This is a genomic window from Bradyrhizobium sp. USDA3010, from assembly GCF_056429065.1.
The window spans coordinates 132782-152481 of sequence record NZ_JBWJZD010000021.1 but is presented as its reverse complement, the minus strand read 5'-3'; the positions used below and the strand labels follow the sequence as shown (position 1 = coordinate 152481).

General features: G+C 61.1%; 15 protein-coding genes. 6 read left to right on the top strand and 9 right to left on the bottom strand.

Annotation, left to right across the window (positions count from 1 at the left end; genetic code table 11):
• Positions 1 to 224 precede the first annotated feature (224 nt).
• Entirely contained in the window at positions 225 to 1328 is a 1104-nt protein-coding gene (locus tag AC066Y_RS27755; protein ID WP_478276648.1) for a Fic family protein, read from the top strand.
• A 134-nt stretch (positions 1329 to 1462) separates the two neighbouring features.
• Here AC066Y_RS27755 and AC066Y_RS27750 read toward each other — a convergent pair whose 3' ends face one another.
• Together AC066Y_RS27750 and AC066Y_RS27745 are read right to left on the bottom strand one after the other, a co-directional pair.
• Positions 1463 to 2257, bottom strand: a complete 795-nt coding sequence (locus tag AC066Y_RS27750) for a DUF3363 domain-containing protein (protein ID WP_478276647.1) — start codon at positions 2255 to 2257, stop codon at positions 1463 to 1465.
• A gap of 200 nt (positions 2258 to 2457) precedes the next feature.
• The gene (locus AC066Y_RS27745) at positions 2458 to 2805 is read right to left on the bottom strand and encodes a hypothetical protein (RefSeq protein ID WP_478276646.1); all 348 of its coding nucleotides are present in this window, start codon (positions 2803 to 2805) and stop codon (positions 2458 to 2460) included.
• Between the two features lie 61 nt (positions 2806 to 2866).
• On the opposite strand from AC066Y_RS27745, the gene AC066Y_RS27740 reads away from it, so the two are divergent.
• The 3 genes from AC066Y_RS27740 (at position 2867) to AC066Y_RS27730 (ending at position 6871) form a co-directional block, all read left to right on the top strand.
• The gene (locus AC066Y_RS27740) at positions 2867 to 2989 is read left to right on the top strand and encodes a hypothetical protein (RefSeq protein WP_478276645.1); all 123 of its coding nucleotides are present in this window, start codon (positions 2867 to 2869) and stop codon (positions 2987 to 2989) included.
• 865 nt (positions 2990 to 3854) lie between these two features.
• Positions 3855 to 4541, top strand: coding sequence for a hypothetical protein (locus tag AC066Y_RS27735; protein WP_478276644.1), 687 nt, complete (start codon positions 3855 to 3857; stop codon positions 4539 to 4541).
• Positions 4542 to 5023: 482 nt separating this feature from the next.
• Positions 5024 to 6871, top strand: coding sequence for a caspase family protein (locus AC066Y_RS27730; RefSeq protein WP_478276643.1), 1848 nt, complete (start codon positions 5024 to 5026; stop codon positions 6869 to 6871).
• 152 nt (positions 6872 to 7023) lie between these two features.
• Here the strand turns inward: AC066Y_RS27730 and AC066Y_RS27725 are convergent, their stop codons facing one another.
• The 3 genes from AC066Y_RS27725 to AC066Y_RS27715 form a co-directional block, all read right to left on the bottom strand.
• Complete coding sequence (locus tag AC066Y_RS27725; protein WP_478276642.1) at positions 7024 to 7668, bottom strand: DUF4384 domain-containing protein; 645 nt, start codon at positions 7666 to 7668, stop codon at positions 7024 to 7026.
• 20 nt (positions 7669 to 7688) lie between these two features.
• Positions 7689 to 9467: a caspase family protein gene (locus AC066Y_RS27720; RefSeq protein ID WP_478276641.1), complete on the bottom strand. Its 1779-nt coding sequence runs from the start codon at positions 9465 to 9467 to the stop codon at positions 7689 to 7691.
• Between the two features lie 140 nt (positions 9468 to 9607).
• Positions 9608 to 11329 carry a hypothetical protein gene (locus AC066Y_RS27715; protein WP_478276640.1) on the bottom strand — a complete coding sequence of 574 codons (1722 nt, stop codon included), beginning with the start codon at positions 11327 to 11329 and terminating at the stop codon, positions 9608 to 9610.
• A gap of 282 nt (positions 11330 to 11611) precedes the next feature.
• Here AC066Y_RS27715 and AC066Y_RS27710 point away from each other — a divergent pair, with 282 nt between their 5' ends.
• Together AC066Y_RS27710 and AC066Y_RS27705 are read left to right on the top strand one after the other, a co-directional pair.
• Positions 11612 to 11767, top strand: a complete 156-nt coding sequence (locus AC066Y_RS27710; RefSeq protein WP_456655166.1) for a hypothetical protein — start codon at positions 11612 to 11614, stop codon at positions 11765 to 11767.
• Positions 11768 to 11798: 31 nt separating this feature from the next.
• Complete coding sequence (locus tag AC066Y_RS27705) at positions 11799 to 12827, top strand: DUF4424 domain-containing protein (protein ID WP_478276639.1); 1029 nt, start codon at positions 11799 to 11801, stop codon at positions 12825 to 12827.
• Positions 12828 to 12835: 8 nt separating this feature from the next.
• On the opposite strand, the gene AC066Y_RS27700 is transcribed toward AC066Y_RS27705, so the two are convergent.
• From AC066Y_RS27700 to tssM, 4 genes are read right to left on the bottom strand one after another with little or no spacing between them, the layout of a single operon-like run.
• A complete protein-coding gene (locus AC066Y_RS27700) occupies positions 12836 to 14644 on the bottom strand; it encodes a serine/threonine-protein kinase (protein ID WP_478276638.1) in 1809 nt (602 codons plus the stop codon).
• Positions 14641 to 15417 (bottom strand): PP2C family protein-serine/threonine phosphatase, encoded by a 777-nt coding sequence (locus AC066Y_RS27695; protein ID WP_478276637.1) that lies wholly within the window; start codon positions 15415 to 15417, stop codon positions 14641 to 14643. Before AC066Y_RS27695 ends, AC066Y_RS27700 begins: the two co-directional genes overlap by 4 nt.
• Before the next feature lie 6 nt (positions 15418 to 15423).
• The gene (gene tagF, locus AC066Y_RS27690; RefSeq protein ID WP_478276636.1) at positions 15424 to 16125 is read right to left on the bottom strand and encodes a type VI secretion system-associated protein TagF; all 702 of its coding nucleotides are present in this window, start codon (positions 16123 to 16125) and stop codon (positions 15424 to 15426) included.
• Positions 16122 to 19670, bottom strand: a complete 3549-nt coding sequence (gene tssM, locus AC066Y_RS27685) for a type VI secretion system membrane subunit TssM (RefSeq protein ID WP_478276635.1) — start codon at positions 19668 to 19670, stop codon at positions 16122 to 16124. The genes tagF and tssM overlap by 4 nt, the downstream gene beginning before the upstream one ends.
• Between the last annotated feature and the right edge of the window lie 30 nt (positions 19671 to 19700).

Sequence of the window (19700 nt, the reverse complement as noted above, 5' to 3'; positions counted from 1 at the left end):
TCCTCCAACGCGTTCACGAAGTCGGGTCGAAAAGCGGCGAAAAAGCCGAAGCGTTCGCGCGCGCCTTCACCCCGACCGGAAATGTTCCAGCTGCCCCGCCCGGCAATCATGAATAAGACGGGCTAGAGGCAGGGAAACAGCCACCTATTCTCCGCATAAGTCGCGGCGAATTCCCTTGCGGATGCGGAGAATGGTCTCCATATTCTCCGCAAGGAATGCGGAGAATGCCAGGATATATCCACCAACTGCCTGATTGGCCTCACTTTTCCTGGGATGTCGATGCCTTGGCGAAGCTGCTCGCGGCTGTCCGGCTTCGGCAAGGCCAGCTCATAGGGCGGATGCAGACCCTGGGTCTTGCACAGCAGGAAGAAGCTGTCCTGACTACCCTGACCGAAGAAGTCCTCAAGTCCAGCGAAATCGAGGGAGAGAAACTCGACAAGGATGCGGTGCGCTCTTCGCTGGCGCGTCGCCTTGGCATGGACGCGGGCGCCTTGCCGTCGGCAGACCGCAACGTCGAAGGTGTTGTCGAGATGATGCTCGACGCCACTCAGAAATTCAAAGCCGAGCTCACCACGGAGAGGCTCTTCGGCTGGCAGGCCTCACTCTTCCCAACGGGCCGCAGCAACCTGAAGAAGATCACGGTGGGAGCCTGGCGAGATGTGTCGGCGGGACCGATGCAGGTTATCTCGGGCGATTATGGTCGTGAGCACGTCCATTGCGAGGCGCCGACCGCCGAAAAGCTCGATGCTGAAATGACCGCGTTCCTGGAGTGGTACAACACCGAGGAGAAGATTGATCCCGTCATCAAGGCCGCGATCGCGCATCTGTGGTTCGTGACGATCCATCCCTTCGAGGATGGCAATGGACGAATCGCGCGCGCCATCGCCGACATGTCCCTTGCCCGCTCTGAAGGAATTCCGCAGCGCTTCTACAGCATGTCGGCCCAGATACGCAGCGAGCGGAACACCTACTATGACATGCTGGAGAGCACCCAGAAGGGCGACCTCAACGTCACGCCGTGGCTCGAATGGTTCCTGGGCTGCCTCGACCGCGCCTTCACTGGAGCTGAGACCATTCTCGCAGCTGTGCTTGAAAAAGCCGACTTCTGGAAACGGCATGCGACAGCCCGGATCAATGAACGGCAGCGCGATATGTTGAACCGCCTGCTGGACGGGTTCGAGGGCAAGCTGACATCGAGCAAGTGGGCAAAGATAGAAAAGTGTTCGCCCGACACTGCCTTGCGCGACATTCAGGACCTCGTTGATCAGGGCATTCTCGCCAAGGACGAGGGCGGGGGCCGAAGTACAAGCTATTCGCTGGTTGCTTGAATGCTGTTGGTTGCGGCAAGCGCATCCCTTGGACCGTCCAGCCTTCCCGGCGATGTCCACCCGGGCAACCAGCGGTCCTTAACGCGGAGTCCTCCACCGCGAGTTCTGCTATTCTCGCGGACATAGTATAATCATCAAGAGTCACAACGTTGCGCTCGATTGCGAGAGCTTTGCGCGAACCGCCCCGCCGGAGAAATGAGCTGGCTCCCGCCGGCAGCCCAGTGTCCGGAGCTAGCGCCCGATCCCGCGCTTGATGCCGATCGACCAGGATATGCCCTCACCGCCCACGCTACCGGTGACCAACTGCCCACGTCCCTCTCCAACACCGGCCGCCAGGGCACCAGTGCGAAGTCATGGGACCGCTCGATCAGCGCATAGCGGCCGGTATTCAGCGTCAGCATGCGCCGGTAGACACCAGTGAGACTGTCGCCGCTCTTGACGTCAAGATGCTCAAGTCCCGTTCGCGCCGCAATATCGGCGACTGCCCGTCCAAGTTCACGCGCCTCAAGCGTCCGCAACAGGTCCCGCGCATAGCGCACCTGACCATCCTGCTCGCGCGCAAGCCCCTGCTCGATCAGCCATTGCCGTCTCGCCCGCATGGCAGCCTCGACCTCAGCACCCATTCCGCTCGGCCCCATCGCCTCGCGCCTCTTGGCGACAAGCTGACGGTCGAGCCAGGTTGCGCCCACCGCCTGCGGGAGATCCTCCAGCCTCTGCCATGACAGCACGGCAAAGTGCCAGGGCGACCCGGGCGGAGGGGAATCGCCCGCCCGCAAGGGCCGCTCGCCAGAGCGGGTCTGCACAAGCGTGTGCGAGTTGTTCGAGAGACCGAACGAGCTACGAAAGCGCGGAAGACCGGGGAGACCGCTCGGGGCGGCGCAGGCGCCAGCCGGCGCTTTACCCTGGCGCGCGCGAGGGGCAGCGCCCATTCCATGTCCTTTTTCAAGTAAAAAGTCGCGGAGCACCCGTCACCGCACCGGAGGTGCGGCGGTGACAACTATTGCAAGGCGATACTGTCAGGTCGGGAGCAGAACGACGATGGCGACGGTCGATCAATCTTCCATTCGCGGATCTAAGCCGCATAACCGCTTGTCGTCGCAGGCCTACCTCGGACTTAGCTCGGGCATCGCTATGATCCGGCCCATGGGTCGCCCGCCCTGACGTGGTCGCCGTCCTGCACGTGGATAGCTGACACAATGCCAGGCTCTAGCGGCTGGATGACCTTCGATTTACCAGTTGGAATGGTCTTACCGGTCGCCGACGCAATAATGTCGACGTGCCCAAGGTAGGACCAGGCGAGCGCTACTAGGAAGAACAAAGCGATCAACGCTGCGACGGCCCGACCAAGTGGTGACATGGGTGTCTCAAGAACCTCAAGGGCTCCCGGCAAGAACTCGTAGTCCGCGCGGCGCTCGAAGCGCGGGCGCAGCGGCACCACGTTCGAGTCCATCTTGAGAATGACGTCAGGCGATTTCATCTAGGCCAGCCAGCAGACTGTGGAGGCTCGCATACCGTCCTCCTGCCCGGAGAAGATCTTGGTGAGAGCCCTGCTCGACCACGCGTCCGCGCTCAATCGTCACGATGTGATCGCTGCGGCGAACCATCAGACCGAAGAAGAAAAAAGTCGTCAGCGTTTGCACACGCCAGAGCGGATCGCTTAGCCAATCACTTGTTGAGCATCACCTCCCAAGAGACCATGACGATCACCAGCAATGAGAGACCGAGTCCGTCAAAACGCAACGGCTGCTTCCTCTACTCCAAACGCTCTTTAATGAGGTATTCGGGGTCCCGCAGCAGGGCATAACAGGCACCAAATGCCAGAAGGCCGAGGGGGACTTTGATGTAGAACACCATCGCCACGAATTGCTGTCCGTGATCCAGCCGCCTAGGGTCGCACCAACGACCGGCTCCAAAAGCGCAGCCAGGCCGAACAGCGTCATCGCAACGCCTTGCTTCTCGACTGGAAAGGCGTCCAGCAGTACGCCCTGACTCGAAGTCGCCGAATTCCCAAACGTGCATAACAACACTTCCGACATTTTGCAGCCTTGCAGGCGATTGAACCCCTTACACAATTTCGCGTTGTCGGAATGGCTACGCTGCGAGCCGGTAACAGGATTTACCCGGACGATACCCACCAAATCTCGGCCGCGCGCAAAAATACTGGACTCAGATTGGCCGCCTAAACCCGCATTTTGGCAGCGGTCGGGATGAGTTCCGGAGTCCACCGGCACGCCGGTCTCATTGGTCATGCCCGCAGGAAACTGCATTGACCTCCGACTAGACGAGCTGCCATTTCTCGGCGATCGTATCAGCTCCAATTCGAGCTCAGGCGCCCGATGATGCTGCCGAGACCCGGGACTTCATCCCCGCCAAAACGGCTCAGTATGTTCATGGCTGCGGCAATCTGACACACTGCTACAAGGCCAACCGTTGTCAATCGAGCAGGGACGAATCTTTCAGCGCGCCTCGTCTGACCGCCGCTGCAAGAGGTCGCAAAGCCGCCGCAGCAGTAGATGGAGGGTCTCCATGTCCGACGCCCATACCCGCGACCCCTCGTGGAAAACCGACCTGATCTGGCACTATTTCCACAGCGTCACGACCGCGGCCAAGGCGCCCGCCGCCTATCGCAAGTTCTACAGCAACCAAGACCCCGGCGACGAATTGGACAACCGCCATCGCGTTTATGAAATGTTGGTGGACGAGCCGCTTAACACCCGTCCCGTTCTGCTGGCGACCGCGGACGAGTCGATGGAAAACTACAAGAAGAGCAAGCTGCCGTGGAACCAGAACAATGCCGGCTTCCTGAAGGCAGTGAACAATGAATATTGGTGCGGTTCGATCCTCAAGATCGTATTCGTCCGCTACATGGGCTGGAAAATGGTCGAACCGACGGCTCGCGACCAGGTGAGCGCGGGTCGCGATCCCGGCAAAGCGGTGGATTGGACAATCAAGAACCTCGAAAACAAGGTGCCGGTACGAGCCTCACTCGGCGGTGCCCACTATGTCGGCATCGTCGGCCACCGCACTGCAGGAGCCGACGACAAAGTCACAGAGTTTCTGTGCCTCGACCCTTGGGCCTATGGCATCGACGGCGGCAACATGGACATGAAATATGCCGGTACAAAGACCGCGTTTCTCGGGATTAGCAAACGCGACGGTGCGATATGGACTTATAGCAACAAAGCCGTCGCCTTCGTTGAACGGCCATCCTAGGGCAGCGGGTTGCCATCATTCTCACGCGCCCCCGCAGCGCCATTCTCTCAAACTCAGCGGCCGTGTATGCCGGACGCGAGCGCATGGATAGATAGGATGAGACCGACGTTGATCCACTTTGGTCTAGATGGCTGATGCGCACTTAAGTTGGGCTTCGCTACCAAGGGGATGGAACTTCGCTGGCGAACCGCATCTGACGCCAGCACAGCCAGCCACTGGGCTAACGGCCGAAGCAGAAACTATAACTATTTCAATAGCTTCCTTTTCACCCCCGCATCGGGCAGGCAGAATCGTGGTCTTACACTCTTCCGTGTGCGGTTGAACGTCTTCGCCACCCTGAACGACAATACTAGGAATGGATTGAACCTAAGATTGGTACTTGTACTGGAGAAGGCCTTCCCACGCTCGCAGAGCTTGACGCGACCGAGTTTGTCCGGGGCCAACTTCGATAGAACTAGTTCGGGCGATTTTGGACAGTGGCCATGAGCTTGTACACCCACTTCAGAGTTCTTGTTCTTCTCGCCGCTTTAGCTCTTCTTGCTTCGCAGCCTGCGTGGGCAACGAAGCGCGTGGCTTTGGTAGTCGGAAATTCGAGCTATCAAAATGCGCCCTTACTTCCGAATCCTGCCAATGATGCCACCGCTATCGCCGCGACCCTGAAGAACGCCGGGTTCGATTTGGTGGAGTCTCGTCTCAACCTGACCTCGAGCGACATGCGGCGGGCACTGAGGGATTTCGCCGATCAAGCTCGCGATGCCGACATCGCCGTCGTCTACTATGCAGGTCACGGAATCGAGATCGACGGGACGAACTATCTGATTCCGACGGATGCCAGACTTGAGCGCGACACTGATATCTATGACGAGGCCTTCTCGCTCGATCGCATCCTACTAGCAATTGAGCCCGCGAAGCAACTGCGCGTCGTGATCGTTGACGCTTGTCGCAACAATCCATTCGCCGACACGATGAAACGGACCCTCGCTTCGCGCGCGATCAGCCGCGGGCTCGCCCGGGTGGAACCCGCAGTATCCAATACGCTGATCGCATTTGCGGCCAAAGCCGGACTGACCGCACTCGACGGCAACAGCAAGAACAGTCCTTACGCGACAGCGTTGGTCAAGTATATCGCAAAGCCGGGACTCGACTTGCGTCGGGCTTTCGGCTTCGTTCGCGATGATGTCTTGCAGGCTACCGGTAATCGACAGGAGCCATATGTTTATGGTTCGCTGGGCGGCGAAGACGTCGCGCTCGTACCAAAGGCAGAGGAGCCGGTGCCACCGCCGCCGGCTAACGCCTCGTCGGAGATTCGTCGTGACTACGAATTGGCCCTGCAACTCGGCAACAAGGCCGCTATGAACGCGTTCCTCGCCCAGCATCCCGACGGATTTTACGCAGATCTGGCCAAGCTTCAGCTCAATCAAATCGACGCCGAAGACGCGCGCGTTATCGCGACCAAGAAAGCGCAGGAAGCGGAGCAGCAGAAAGCTCGGCTTGCGTCCGAAGGTGCCCAGCGAGCCGAACAGGAAAAAGCGGCCGCAGATTTCAAGGCCGCGGAGGATGCCCGTATCGCGGCGGAAAGGTCAAAGCAGATTGCGCAGGAACAAGCGATCGAGGCCGAACGGAAGCGGACTGCATCGCAATCCTCAACGGTCGCCATGCTTTCCCCGAATGCCCCCGTAATCGACGGCGCCAAGGCGGACAATCTTGCAATCGCCGCCCCATCCCAGAATAGCGAGGGAGCGAAGGTTGCCGCCTTGAACGCGGCACCGCCGCAGGAGGATCTTGCCAAATCAGTCCAGAGCGAATTGAGCCGGGTCGGCTGTTTCACAGGCTCCATCGACGGTGAGTGGAACGCAGCCTCGCGTCGCTCCCTGAGCCTGTTCAACCGGCACGCCGGGACCAAATTTGATGTCAAGCTTGCAAGCCTCGATGCGCTCGATGCAATCAAGCTGAAACCGGCCCGGGTTTGCCCGTTGATCTGCGAGCGCGGCTATAAAGCGGACGGCGATCAGTGCCGCAAGATCACTTGTGCCGAGGGCTCGTTTCTGAACGACGATAACGAATGCGAGAAGCGCCGCGGGAAAAAGCCGCTGGCGAAGCGCAACATGGATGAGCGCCCGCCGCGCGCGGATCGTCCGGTACGCGACAGCTCCGAGCCGCCAGCCGATTTCCCCAAGCGAAAGCAAGCGACCGCTAGGCCCGCTGGTGGCAGCGGCCAGATCGTGTGTGACGCTTATCTATGCCGCCCGGTCCGTCACGGCTGTCATCTCGATTACCGTGGCGGCGGGGGTCCCGGCGGCGGTACTGGCAATGTTGAAGTCTGCAACTAGGACAGCATGCACGGCGGCGCGCTCGAGCTCGTGTACGGGCCGCCGTCTCCTCCGCAATTGACAATGCTGGCGGCAACAGAGCCAAAGCCGCAGGACCTTGGACGGGCCACTCCTCAACCGCCCGAGTAAGCCGTAACAACGCGAACGCTTGCCTACTTGATAGAGTATGATTTGATGTCGAACGACCAATTGTTCGGCACCAGCTTTCCGCTGCCGCTGTCCGTTACACGCAGCTGACGTGTCCAATCCGACAGATAGCTCAACGTATCGGCCGGCCCCTGAATCTTGCGTTGAATGTCTGGCAAATCAAGCAATTGCACACGTCGCTCGCTCAGGATCGCAACGATCACAGCGGACCCGGCCGGCGGCGCGACGACATACTCAAATCCACGTTGCTGTGCTGCAGGAGTCGGAACAATAAATTGGACACCAGGCTTCACACGATTCATGTCCCGTTCGATCGACTGCGCCAATAGCTCGGCAGTTGGAAATATCTGGGACATCCGCCCTTCCGCATCAACATCCACGAGTATCAGATAGCCAGGCTTTTTGGCGGTTACGCCGAATGACACCTTGCCGCCGATGTTAACAGTTGGACCCGGCAGGATTTCAAGCGACACGCTGGCAGCGTTTGCCGAGCCGCGGGGCGCCTGTACATGCCAGAGCAATGGAGTATCTCTCGCAGCAGATGGAAATGCCGATGGCAACGGCGCGGCGCTCGCGATCCCGCTTCCCGCCAGCGAGAGCACCAGCGCGAGCCATGATTGCTTTTGGAAAACCAGCCTCGCTGACGACATGACCTGCAGTCACAGTATTGTCAGGGAACGCTGAACAAGCCGATAGACGCGATCCGCGCGTCCGCCGGCAGATAGCGCTCCAGACTCTTGATCATCTGCCCCGAAGCGCGGCGCCGGTTGAGCTGCATCAAGACCCTCTCCAGATCAACCATCCGCTGTTGCGAAGTCACCGCAACGATCTGCTCGGCACCGAACGGCTCGCCTACCCGAAGAGGCAGCCGCAGATTTGCTGATCGGGCAAGCGCGGCATCGGAACCCACCGGATACAGCATTTGGATAGTTCCATCTCCGGACACGTTGAACAGCAGCACCGCCCGCGAACCGACGTCGGACAATTCGACCTCGACGGTCTGGCCGCTGCGCTGCTGTCGATCATCCGGCCAAATACGCATCGCCTGCGGCGACTGCGTCGCCATGCGCTTGAGCTCCCGAATTGCCGCAGTTCTGTTGACCACCGTCGTCAAGCCGTCAACGTCAACACCATAAGCGACGACATCGCCCCACGCGATTACGTCATGCGACACGGGGTCCCAGATCAGGTCGGGATTATCAGTTGGTTGAACGGCCTGCACACTGGCGTCCTGCGGTTTGACGTTCGTGAAATAGCTGATCTTGCCGTCAAGCGCCGCCAAACGGATCGGTGATACGAGACGGAAGGGCGGCAGCGCGGCACCGGGCGCGGCCGAGCCGGTCGCGGCGACGCCGACCGCAGCGGTTTGCGAAGCGGCCGCAACGGCTGGCGGCGCTGGGGTTTGCTTCTCGACAGGCGGGACGGCAGGAACCTGACCGGGAGCAGTTCTCGCGGCCGCGCCTTGGATCAGCACTACGCCGCGCGTCAATTCGAAGGCGACCTCGGTCTCCGGCATCTGCGCCGGCGACGATACCGTCACGATGTTCTGACGTTGGTCGGACAACTGATAGACCACCTGCCGAACATTGCTGAAAAGCTCTTTCAGCGTCACTTTTCCATCATGATTGATGTCCGCGTTGCCCTCCACGGCTCGCGCAACGGCATAACTCAAAGCGCCGCGCAAGCCATCGATCCCGGGAATCCGCACTTCCGGCGCCTTAGTGTAACGATCGACCGCGGCGATGAACGCAGTGTGGTCGAGATCGAGTTCGGACTTCGGGTCGTCGCTGTTCGACACTGGCTTCAATTCATCAACCAGCAGTGTGTAGCGCGGCACCTGTCGAAAGCTCATCTCCGCCGCACGCGGATCGATATCGCGCACCATTCCGCCGCCGTGGCAGGTATCCGCAACGAAGATCACCTTTGCGCCGCGCAATTCGAATTGCCGGATGAAGTGGTTGAATTCGCTTCCCAGAATCCGCTCGGCCGATCCGGCCGGCGTGGTAGCAAAATCGGGCAGCAGGAACACGTTCTCCATTCCGTCCGGTTCGGAGCCCTTGACGCGCTCCGGCTCCTGCGTGCCGTGACCTGCGATCGACAGGAAGATGAGGTCGTTGCTCCTTGTCCGCTCCACCAGTGAGCTGATCTCACGCAGCACGCTTGCCCTATCGGCCTGTGCATTGGTCAGCTCAACCACATCGCTGACGCCCATGGTCTTCAGGCTGGACACGATGTCGTTGGCGTCGGCGACCGCGCCCTTCAATTTGCGGACATGCTGGTAGTCGTCGATGCCGATGACGAGCGCCCGGAGGGCCGCACCGTCCGGGTTACTTATCGACAGTTCTCCCGCCGCATGCGCGCGCTCGAGTGGCAAGCCGACCAACGTAGCGAGCAGGATGGCGGCACACAGCCAACCCGTCTTGTGATCAAAGCCCCTGAGCCTTCGCATCGTGATCCACCTCGATATCAAGCGGGTCTGCCCTCGAGCCACACCGGTAAGGTAGAGCGGCAGGCTGCCGTCCGGACCTCCAGAAACCAGCCCGCAGGCAGCAATCCATGTTCATCTGTAGCCTTGGCGAGACTCCAGGTTCAGCGCCGTTTGTTCGCTGTCTTGCGGCCTGCCGGCGCCTCGGTCTCCTGATAGGCGTTCGCCGAAACAGTCGTCTGATCATCTGCGAAGGCGCGAAAGCGCACCGGAACGTAGCCGCGCGCCAGCAGGCTTGCCAGCGGATAGACGTTGCGGCAGACGCGACCGTTGCAGCCGCCCGTCGAGGATTCCATGACCTCCGCCTTGCGATCCGGCGTGAACCGCAGGAACAACATCACGTGGGAACCCGGCTTGTTCAGGGCGTCACCAGGCTTGAGGTCCCAGGGGTTGGTCACGGGTGCGGCGATCGCGGGAATGGCGGCGGTCGTGTAGTGGACGGAAAGTCCCCACGTGGCGCTGACGAATGCCGAACAGTCGACGCCGGCCACATCCGGCCGCGGCTCGTTGCGGGTGCAGACATTGCCCGCAAGCGTCCCGCTTTCGATTCGCTGCCGGAAATTCGCGAGCGAACCATGGCAACCCCAGCAATAGGGCACGCCCCGCACTTCCTGGTTTACCTTGCCCTGCAGATACCACGGCCGGCGAATCCGGCTGAAACCGGAGCATTGGCTGTCGGGATCGCTGCCGTAGTTCGCCGGTGTCAGCTTCCACTGAATGCCCTCAAAGGCGAAGGCCGTCTCGATCGCCTGCTGGCGATTGGACGGCCGTACGGCGGCGGTCGCGTTGAACTTGAAATCCGGCTGCGCCGCCGGCGCGGCCTCCGTGCGCGACGGCCTGACGTCAATGACGGACACTTTCCCCAGTGGCCGGAAGCCGACACCAACCACCTCAACACCTTCCGACTTGGTGCGCAGAAAATAGACATCGCCGTCGCCCGAGATGGTGACGAACCGGCGGGTCAACGGCGTGTTCTCCAGCGGTAACTCGTAGATGCCCTCAAGGCGTCCGTTCGCGGCATAGCGTGCCACGAATGTGGTGGCATTCTTGCCCGATGGAGGAATGTCCTCGGCCAGCACATAGAAGCGGTCACTGTTGTCGATCTCAAGAAACTCCACGGTGCCGAGCTGGTTGCGGACGCGCAGGCCGAGCTGACCTATGGTCTCGTTGGAGACCATGGTCTGGATTTCCACCCGAACGCTGTTATTCCCTTTGTCGGGAATGATATCGGCGATCACCGATCCCTTGCTGCGCGAGGCGATATACTGCCGGTCGGGCTGCCGCGTCGTCCTCACGATAGCCGCACGCGTATTCTGATCGAGCAAGTCGGTCGGACTGCTCAACGCCTGCGAGCCCATCTGTGCGAAGGCCGAAATGGCAACCTGGTCGTCCGTTCCGCGGGATGAGACTTCCTCCAGCTGAATCACGTCTCCGCCGAGCCCGCGGGTGGACTGTCCTGGTGCTGCCTTCAGCATCCTCACGCCTCCGTCCCAAACCATGATGTCGTCATTACGAACGACGAGGTCGGTAGGCTGGACATCGCTTGGCATCTTCAGGATGTCAGGAGCCGCGTTTGGCTGTTTAGGGTCGAACTGCAGAATGCGGCCGTTGATCTGATCAAGCACAAACAGGTTTCCCTGTCCGTCCGCGGTGAGCGCTTGCGGGCCTGCGAGTTCGACGTCCTGGCCGGCCGGGACGATCCCGACCATGGATGCAGCCGAACCGCTGGCAAAGCTTCGCACGACGGCATCGTCGGCCCTTGCCCCGCTAGTAACGATGATCGCGCCGACGATAGAGAGCCAGATCCTGCTAGATCGACGAAGCATATCCGCCTCAATGTAACCGAACCGAATGCAGCGTCAGTCCGACTAATCCAAAACTACGCTAGTGCAGCATCAATTAGTGACGAGCAACCCCAATCCCGTTCAACTCTCTCACTGGACGGTGATAGTTCTAATTCCTTCAGCTTGCAGTGCAAAATCATGGCCAGAAATAGATTTGAGCAAGTCAGCGAAATCCAGCCCGACGCGATCACTCTAGTCTTGAGGCGCGACGACGGGGGCGCCTCCGGGTCAATTGTATTGCCAGCCGCCGCAAGCGGGGGACGCTTGAGCGGCGACCAGGTCAGCTCCCAACTACCTGCCCAGGATGCCTTTCGCGGCGCGATCCGTCTCGCCAATGACATGAAGCTCGCGATCGTGGTTTGCGACCCGGATGGCGTCTGGAAGCCGGAATGGGGAGATCTTTACCAGGCGATCGATTGATCCCACGCTGCGGCGCCACATGGAGGCCGGCATGGCAAATGGAGCGTTAAGCGGGCCATCATTGAGATCGCAAGCCCTGATGATCGCCCTGTTGGCCGCAACCGGTTGGCCCGCGCAGGCGAACGACTCCGCGGTGGAATTGTCCATCGGCGGGCTGCAATTCGTTCGCACGAAGGATGTGGCCATGGCGAGCGAGGAGCTTCGTATCGGGTTGGACAGGGTCAGCGTTCGCTACCAATTCGTCAACCAGACGAGCAAGCCGGTTGCCCTCACTGTCGCCTTTCCGCTGCCCGACATCGATTTGTCCGAAGCCGAGAACATCGCTTTTCCATCGAGCAATCCGGTCAACTTCGTCGAGTTCGAGACCAAGATCGACGGCAACGCGGTGCCGCTGACCATCGACCAGCGCGCCATGGTCGGCAGCAAGGATGTGACCGCCCTCCTCCGTCAATTTAAGCTGCCTTTGCTGCCGCTCGGCGATCGGGATATCCGGATCGCCGACCTGCCCGTGGCAACCCGAACCAAGCTGATCGATGGCGGCCTTCTTATGCCTGCCGGCATGAACGACAACGGTCGCCAGCAATACATGCCTGGCTGGATAACCAAGACTTCGGCCGTTCGCGAGCAAGTGTTTCCTGCGGCGCGTACCGTCATCGTCGAACATCAATACCGCCCGAGCGTCGGCTCCAGCCCTGACACGGTCCTGCGCTCGGGTCTGCGTCGCAGCGCAGCGCTGGGTCCCGAGGTCGAGCGATACAAGCGAGACTATTGCATTACGGATGCGTTCCTTGCCGAATTGGACAAGCGCACAGATAGCGGCCAGGCGAACACCGCAATGCTGCAGGAGCGGCGTATTTCCTACGTGCTCAAGACGGGTGCGAACTGGGCGGGTCCAATCCGGTCCTTCAGGTTGACGATCGATCCCGGAAGCGACGACCATTTGGTCAGTTTTTGTCTCGGCCGTCTCAAGCCGTCTGCCGCCAATAACTCGCATCAATTCACGGCAAGCAACTTCACGCCGGATGCCGACCTGAAGATCTTGATGATCGGCAAGTTCTGAAGAGCAGCTTAATCCGTGAGCATTACATAGCGCGCGGCCGCAGTGATGGTCACGTTGCCACGCTGAGCTTCGCTCGTCGCCTGCAGGAAGAATGTGTCGGCAGCCATCGGTCGCGGCTGGCGCAACGAATCCAGAACCCGCGGGGCCGCGACGACCAGCAGCAGTTGCGGGCCGGTCGTCCGCTCCATCGGCAGGGCAAAGGAAAGCGAGTCGATGCCCGGCTTCAGGAGATAGGACAGGCTCCGCACCTCGCCGCGATCCGAGACCATGAGCAGTTCCACCACCCGGTTGGCAAAATTCTCCACAGTCCCATTGAGGGTCTCGCCGGCCTTCAGCTCCGTCGCGGACAGGTTGATGCGCGGGGCACGCGCTTGGTCGCTTCCGACCTGGCTCAGGAATTTGACGGCCGGACATTGGGCCTGATTCACCTGCCTGACGCCGACCGAGGCCTCAAATCCCTGTTCCTTTCGAAACGCCTTGTCGAAGGTATCGAACGGCGCGGTCGAAGCGCCGAAGCCTTCGATGACGGCTGCGCTAGAACTCACGGCAACAGGCAGGATGAAGAAGCAGTCGCCGCCGACATACTGGGCGACATATTTGCGGATGCGCTCGGCTCGACCCGGCCCATCGGGCGACGAAGACGGCGTCACCGTCGGCTGAGACGGCAGCTTCACCGGCTCCTGACGTGCTGGCTGTGGCAGAGCAGGTTCAATCCTCGGCGGCGCGGGCGTCGCGGCGAGTCTCGGAGGTGGCGGCAAGGCCGCTACGCCCGATGTCGACCAGACAAATTTATAGAAGCTATACCCACCGCCCCCCAGCAGAAGCAGCAGCGCCGCGACGCTGGCGCCGAGCCAGACTCCGCGAGAGTTCCGTGGGGTCGATGGCGCCCGCTCCTGCTGCGGAGACGTCCCGGCTTCCGGCTTCCCCAATGGATCGAAGCCGTAGAGTGGCGCGGCGGACGGCTGAACCGAACCCGCCGGCGCCCAGTTGGCGACCTCCGCCATGGTAGGGCGCAAGGCCGGGTCTGGCTGCAGCATCCTCTCGAGCAGGGGCCTGATACGCAGATCCACTGCGCCGAGATCGGGCGCACGCCGACGTTTCTCGACCAGTTGAAACTGGCTTCCACCCATATCGAGCTTCTGTCCGGTCAAGGCATGGAACAGCACGAGACCAAAGCTGTAGACATCGGACTTCGCGGTGACATCATTGCCGTACAAGCCGACCTGTTCCGGCGAAGCGTAATTGTCCTTGCCGGCGAAGCCGGAGCCAATAATGGTCTTGTCACCCATCTGGGTGGACCGAGCGATACCAAAGTCAATGATCTTCGCTCGCCTGACATCGTCGAGCGGCACGATGATGTTGTCGGGTGAGACGTCGCGATGGACAATGCCGTGTTCGTGAGCGGCCTGCAGGCCCGATGCGACACGCTGCATCAACTTGATCAGCGCTTCGAAGGTCAGCGGCCCATCGTCGAGCATGTTCGACAGCGACCGCCCATTCACGAATTCCATCGCGAGATACGGGCGCTGCAGCACGGGTTCGACCGTGAACAGGAAGTAGCGAACGATCGCTTCATGCGGAAGGTTGTGAAGTGCTGCCGCCTCCCGGCGGAACAGCGCAAGTGCCGCCTCGTTGTCGACCATGTCGGGCAACAACATCTTGACGGCAACTGGCGATCCGGTCTGGATCTCGCGGCATCGGTAGACTTCCCCCATGCCGCCTGCCCCGATCATCGCTTCGATCTCGTAAATGCCGTTGAGCCGGGTGCCGGCCGGCACACCGCGGTAGGACGATCGAAACGGATCGTTCGCGGTCATGATCGCGGCTCCCGATCGAACGGCGTCCTCGTGGGCTCTGAGGATCGTGGCGCGAGCAGCCGCACGATCACGATCGTCACGTTGTCGAGCCCGCCGCGATCGAGCGCAAGCGCAAGCATGTCGTCGCAGGCTGTCTGCGCAAGGCGAGTGGCCGCGTGCTGCTGAATCTCGTCATCCTGCACGTGTCGGGTCAAACCGTCGCTGCAAATCACGAAGACGTCTTCCGGTTCGGCCGGACCGGTCACCACCTCGAACTCAGGGTCGGCGACAACGCCGACAGCCCGGGTGATGGCATTGTTCGGCCAATCCTGGACCTCTTCGCGCGATAGAGCACCGCCGGCGATCAGTTCCTCCAACTCGCTATGATCATGCGACACCTGTGTAATGCCGCGATGGTTGATCAGGTACACCCGGCTGTCTCCCGCCCAAATGCAGGCATAATGGCCGTCGCGTACCAGCAAGACCGCCGTTGTGGTCCCGACAGTGGCACCCTGCCTTGCCTGGCTGAGTGCCAAAATCTGCTGGTTGGCGCTAAACAGACGCGCCTCGCACTGCGCCAACAGGTCCGCCGCGGAGGCAGGCGCGGCGATCGCATCAAGCGACTGTACCACGATGAGGCTGGCAAGATCGCCCGCCTCATGACCGCCCATGCCGTCAGCGACGGCCCATAGGCCGATGTCGGTTCTTACCAGGCAAGAATCCTCGTTCCGCGCCCGCACCCGTCCAGCATGAGTGACGCTACCGACATCGAACAGGGATGGGACGTGTACCATCGCTCGTCATCCCGTCCCGGATACCGCGCGGCCAACGTTGCCGGTCAGCAGCGTGGAATAGTGAAATGGATCCGGCAATCCGCGGCAACACAGTGCGATCGGCGAGAACCCTTCGCCGCCGGCGGTCCACCAAAAACTGGCCGCGGCATAGACTTGCGGGTTGGCGCCGCAGAGCGTGCCGAATGACTCGCCAAACCCATCGACCGTCGAAACCATTCCCAGCATCGCGTCATTCATCGTCACGATTGGCGATCCATCGGTCCCCAGCGTCCGCAGACGTGGGAACGCGAGACGATCCAGCGCATCTGAGATCTGCTCAAACGTTGCGGCCCGGTCCAGGGTCGATAGCAGGAACGTCTCCACCTGCCCGAACCACTCGTCCTGCGGATCGATGTGCGGCGGCTGCAGTGCGTCGGCGCCATCCGATACCGCATGCAGCGTCAACGGGTAGTATCGCCCCACCCCGTCAAGCGACGGCATGATCGCTCCCGCGACGGTGGTCCCGCAGATTGCGGCGCCAAGCCAGAAGCGCCAAACCGGCGCCGTCAGGAATGCTCCCTGCCAGGCGGCACCGAGTTGATGGCGGCTCGCGGAGATGGCAGCCTGCACCCACGGCTCCCAGACCTCCAGGAAGCTGCGCGGCGTCGCGATCGCGATGAAATCACGCTTGGCGCCGATCTTGCCGAATAAGCCGCATCGCATGGTCATATTCCGGTCGGGCAACGAAACTCGCGGAGCACTGACAGGTTTAGCGGATTGCGCAACGATCCGGTCGAAATCTGATAGTTGAGCTCACGTCCGGCAACAATGAACGTGGCGCTGGCGGTTTCCGCCTTGGCGACCAGCGAGCCAGCCTCCAGCATGCGGAACAATGACCAGGGGCCGATGCGCTCAAGCACCGATGGCGAGCCGGTCTCGTTGCTGACCGAAATTGCCGTCCGCGGCGATGGGCCCGGCCAGAGCACGGTCGTCGGTGAATTGCTCTGCGGCGGCGAGGGCGCAGCGGGTTGCGGCGCGGCAAACATAGAGGGAGCTGCGGCTGGTCCTGGCGTAATGGGGCTGGTGATCGTCGTGCCGCCGATCTCAGTCTTGACCGTGATGCCCGGTCCGGCCGCGGGCGGCGGCCGGATCGCAAAGGACACCGCCGGCACACCGCCGCCAGTCTGGAAAAAGGCATCGCGGATATAGGCGGCATTCTGGAACTGCTTCAACGTGTCGGGCGAGAACGATCGGCCGACAGGGCTCTCCTTTCGCCAAACCCAGTCCGAGCGCGAGGTGTCTGCATAAGGCGCCAGGAATTGCGTGAAGAACTTGTCCATGATGCCGTTCGGGCTGAACAGCTTGGCGAAGTCTGCCAGCGGTACTTCCTGACCACTGCTCCGTACAAACGGGTAGCGGTTGGTCACCGTCTGCTGACAGACCGGCGTGACCTGATCGCGCAACGACTGCAGGATCTGTCCGGCCGTGGAGGCGGCGATGCTGCCTTCGAACTCCGCAGCTGCCGCCCGCAGCATATCGGAAAATGGTGGCGGCATGCGCGAGGCATTGTTGCGCAGCGCTGCAACCTGGGTTTGAAGCCCGGCAGTTGCTTGCGCCGTCAGTTGCGGATTCTCGACCATCAACGTCAGATTCTGCGCGATGTCGTTGAGATTTGCGATCGTCGAGTCGATTGGCCGGCGGGTGCTCTCCCCTTCGAGCACCGCATGGTAGGGCTTGAACTGCGACTCGATCGCCGCACCCGGCGTGCCATCCTGGGCATTGTTGAACAGCGCAGGCGTGGTCACCGCAGGCGGCACCGCCGGCGTACCGGCACTTGCCGGCTTCGCGCGTTCCTTGGTCAGCATCGTCTCATCACGCACCGATTCCAGGATTTGCCGCATCGGCGAGGTCGGCGCCGAAAGCGCCCTCAGCACCTCGTATTTCGGCTTGTCCGCGAGCAATTTCTTCAGACGCAGACTGCCAAGCGCAGCACGCCACGCCGTTACAAAATCATTGGAGTAGATGCTGAGCAGATCGCCAGCCAGGTTGTCATACTGCTGGTCAATGGCCGACTGCTGGCCAGCGTCACCCAACACCCATCGCTCCCGCTTCATGCGCTCCGACAAACCGGGCAGTCGAGCGATGAACTTCTGCTGGAATCCGTTGTAAGTGAAGAGCTCGGGCACCCGCACATTGTCCAAGGGCTGCCCGGTCGTGGTTTCGAACACAACTGCTACGTCCGGACCGCCTCGGCGGCCGACGACCCAGTCGCCCGCTGTCGATCCGCGAGCCTCCGACTTCAAGAACTCGTAGGCACGTTGCGACACGCTGAGGCGCGCCAGCGAATTCTGGGCCTGCTTGATCAGCCGGCCGTCAAGCCCAATCAGCGGCGGCTGCTCGGTTTCGAGGTCGAACATTGCAACAAGATTTTCATCGAGCAGACGCCGTCCTTCCGCATTGGTCGCGCCGGGATAAAGGTTGTCCGCCCAGTCGCGCCGCATCCACGAGCGGATCAACTCCCGGTCCGGGGATTGCAGGCCGCCAAGCATCAAGTAGACCTTCAGCGCCTCATAGACGAAGGCAGGCTCATTGATGCGCGCATTAAGCTGCTCTTCCAAACGGTACAGCAAGCGAGGCCTGAACATGCGCTCGAGCGCAGTGTGATAGGCTGCCTTCGCGGGCGACAGCAGGCGCGCGTGCTGACTGAGACCGTAGCGCGCCGAGAGCGCAACCGGCTCATTCCGTGATGCGTAGCCGGCAGGCGCGTTCCGCAGTCGATAGAGCAGCGGCAGCACCTTGTCGAGATCGTGATCGGCGATCAGCGTTTGCTTGATGAGCGGCGCCCCGGCGGCCCCATACTCCCTGTCCGCCTGCAAGCTCTGCTCGATCAGGTCGGAGTTACGCTTGTAGCTTGTCAGCCAAGCACCGATCAATCCGATCGCTACCAAACCTATCACCGACAGCGCCGCGATCTTGAGGATCAGGGCACGGCGCACCGCAGCTTGGTCGGTCGAAACCCAGTCGGCCTCGCCGATGATGACCTTCGAAATCAAATCGGCAAGGAAATAGCTCTTGCCGGTTCCGGAGTATGATCCGGCACCGACTTCCTCCGCGCCGAACGTACGCGCCAGCGATCCGATCAATTGATCGATCGGCGTACCCTGCTGAGTGCCGGAGGTGAAATAGAACCCACGCAGGTTGGCGTTCACGTGATACCGCGTCGGCTCAAAAATCTGATTGAGGAAATCGTGGATTTGCGGCTTGAGCCGCGCCATCTGCGCCGGGAAGCCGAACAACTGCACCCGGTGCTGCGGCGTCGGCTCGTCCTGGAGACGGTCGAGCGTTTCCTCGCTCAGGCGCTCCAGCAGGCGATCGAATTCGCCCGGGACCTGCCCCACCAGATTCTGGGTCTTGTCGGCGGTCTGGAAGGTGGCGCCCCAGACCTGGCGCCGGCCAGCCTCGCCGAGATAGGCGAAATATTCGGTGAAACCGGCAACGAGATCGGCCTTGGTGAACAGAGCGTAGACCGGGAAGCTCACCTTCAGCCGTTGATGCAGTTCGAGCAGACGCATCCTGATGGCATCTGCATGAAGCGCGAGTTCCTGCTTCGGCAGCGTCAGAACGTCTTCCAGACTGATTGCGACGAGAACACCGTTGATCGGCTGGCGCGACCGATTCTTTTTCAGGATGTCCAGAAAAGACAGCCAGCTTTCCTTGTCGGCCTTGCTGTTTGAATCCTGGGTCGTGTAGCGACCGGCGGTATCGATCAGCACCGCTTCCTCGGTGAACCACCAGTCACAGTAGCGAGTGCCGCCGACCCCGGCGATCGCCGCCGGCGTAGCCCCTCGCGCGAGCGGAAACTTGAGCCCCGAATTCACCAACGCTGTGGTTTTTCCCGCACCGGGCGGACCGATGATGACGTACCAGGGCAGATCGTAGAGATAACCGGACTTGTTGCCGCTCGCGGTCTTGAGCGTTGCGAGCGCGTCCTTCATGCGCTCCTTGAGCACCGGCTCGTCGCTGACGGCCTGATCCGCACCGCTGACGCCGTCAGCTATTTCCTTCGCGTTCTTGCGTCGCCTGAAGAAATGAAGACCGGTGACACCTGCCGCTGCGGCGCCGAGCAGCAGAATCGCGATCTGGCGAATGATGTGATTTTCCAATGGATGCCAGTCGCCGAAAGCAATGAAGGGACCGGCAAGGTAGATCACCGCCCCAAGCGAGCTGAGCCCGACTCCATAGAGAACGATGCGTAGAATGTCCTTGGCGAGCATATTTACCGGTACCTGTCGCTTACGCGTGAA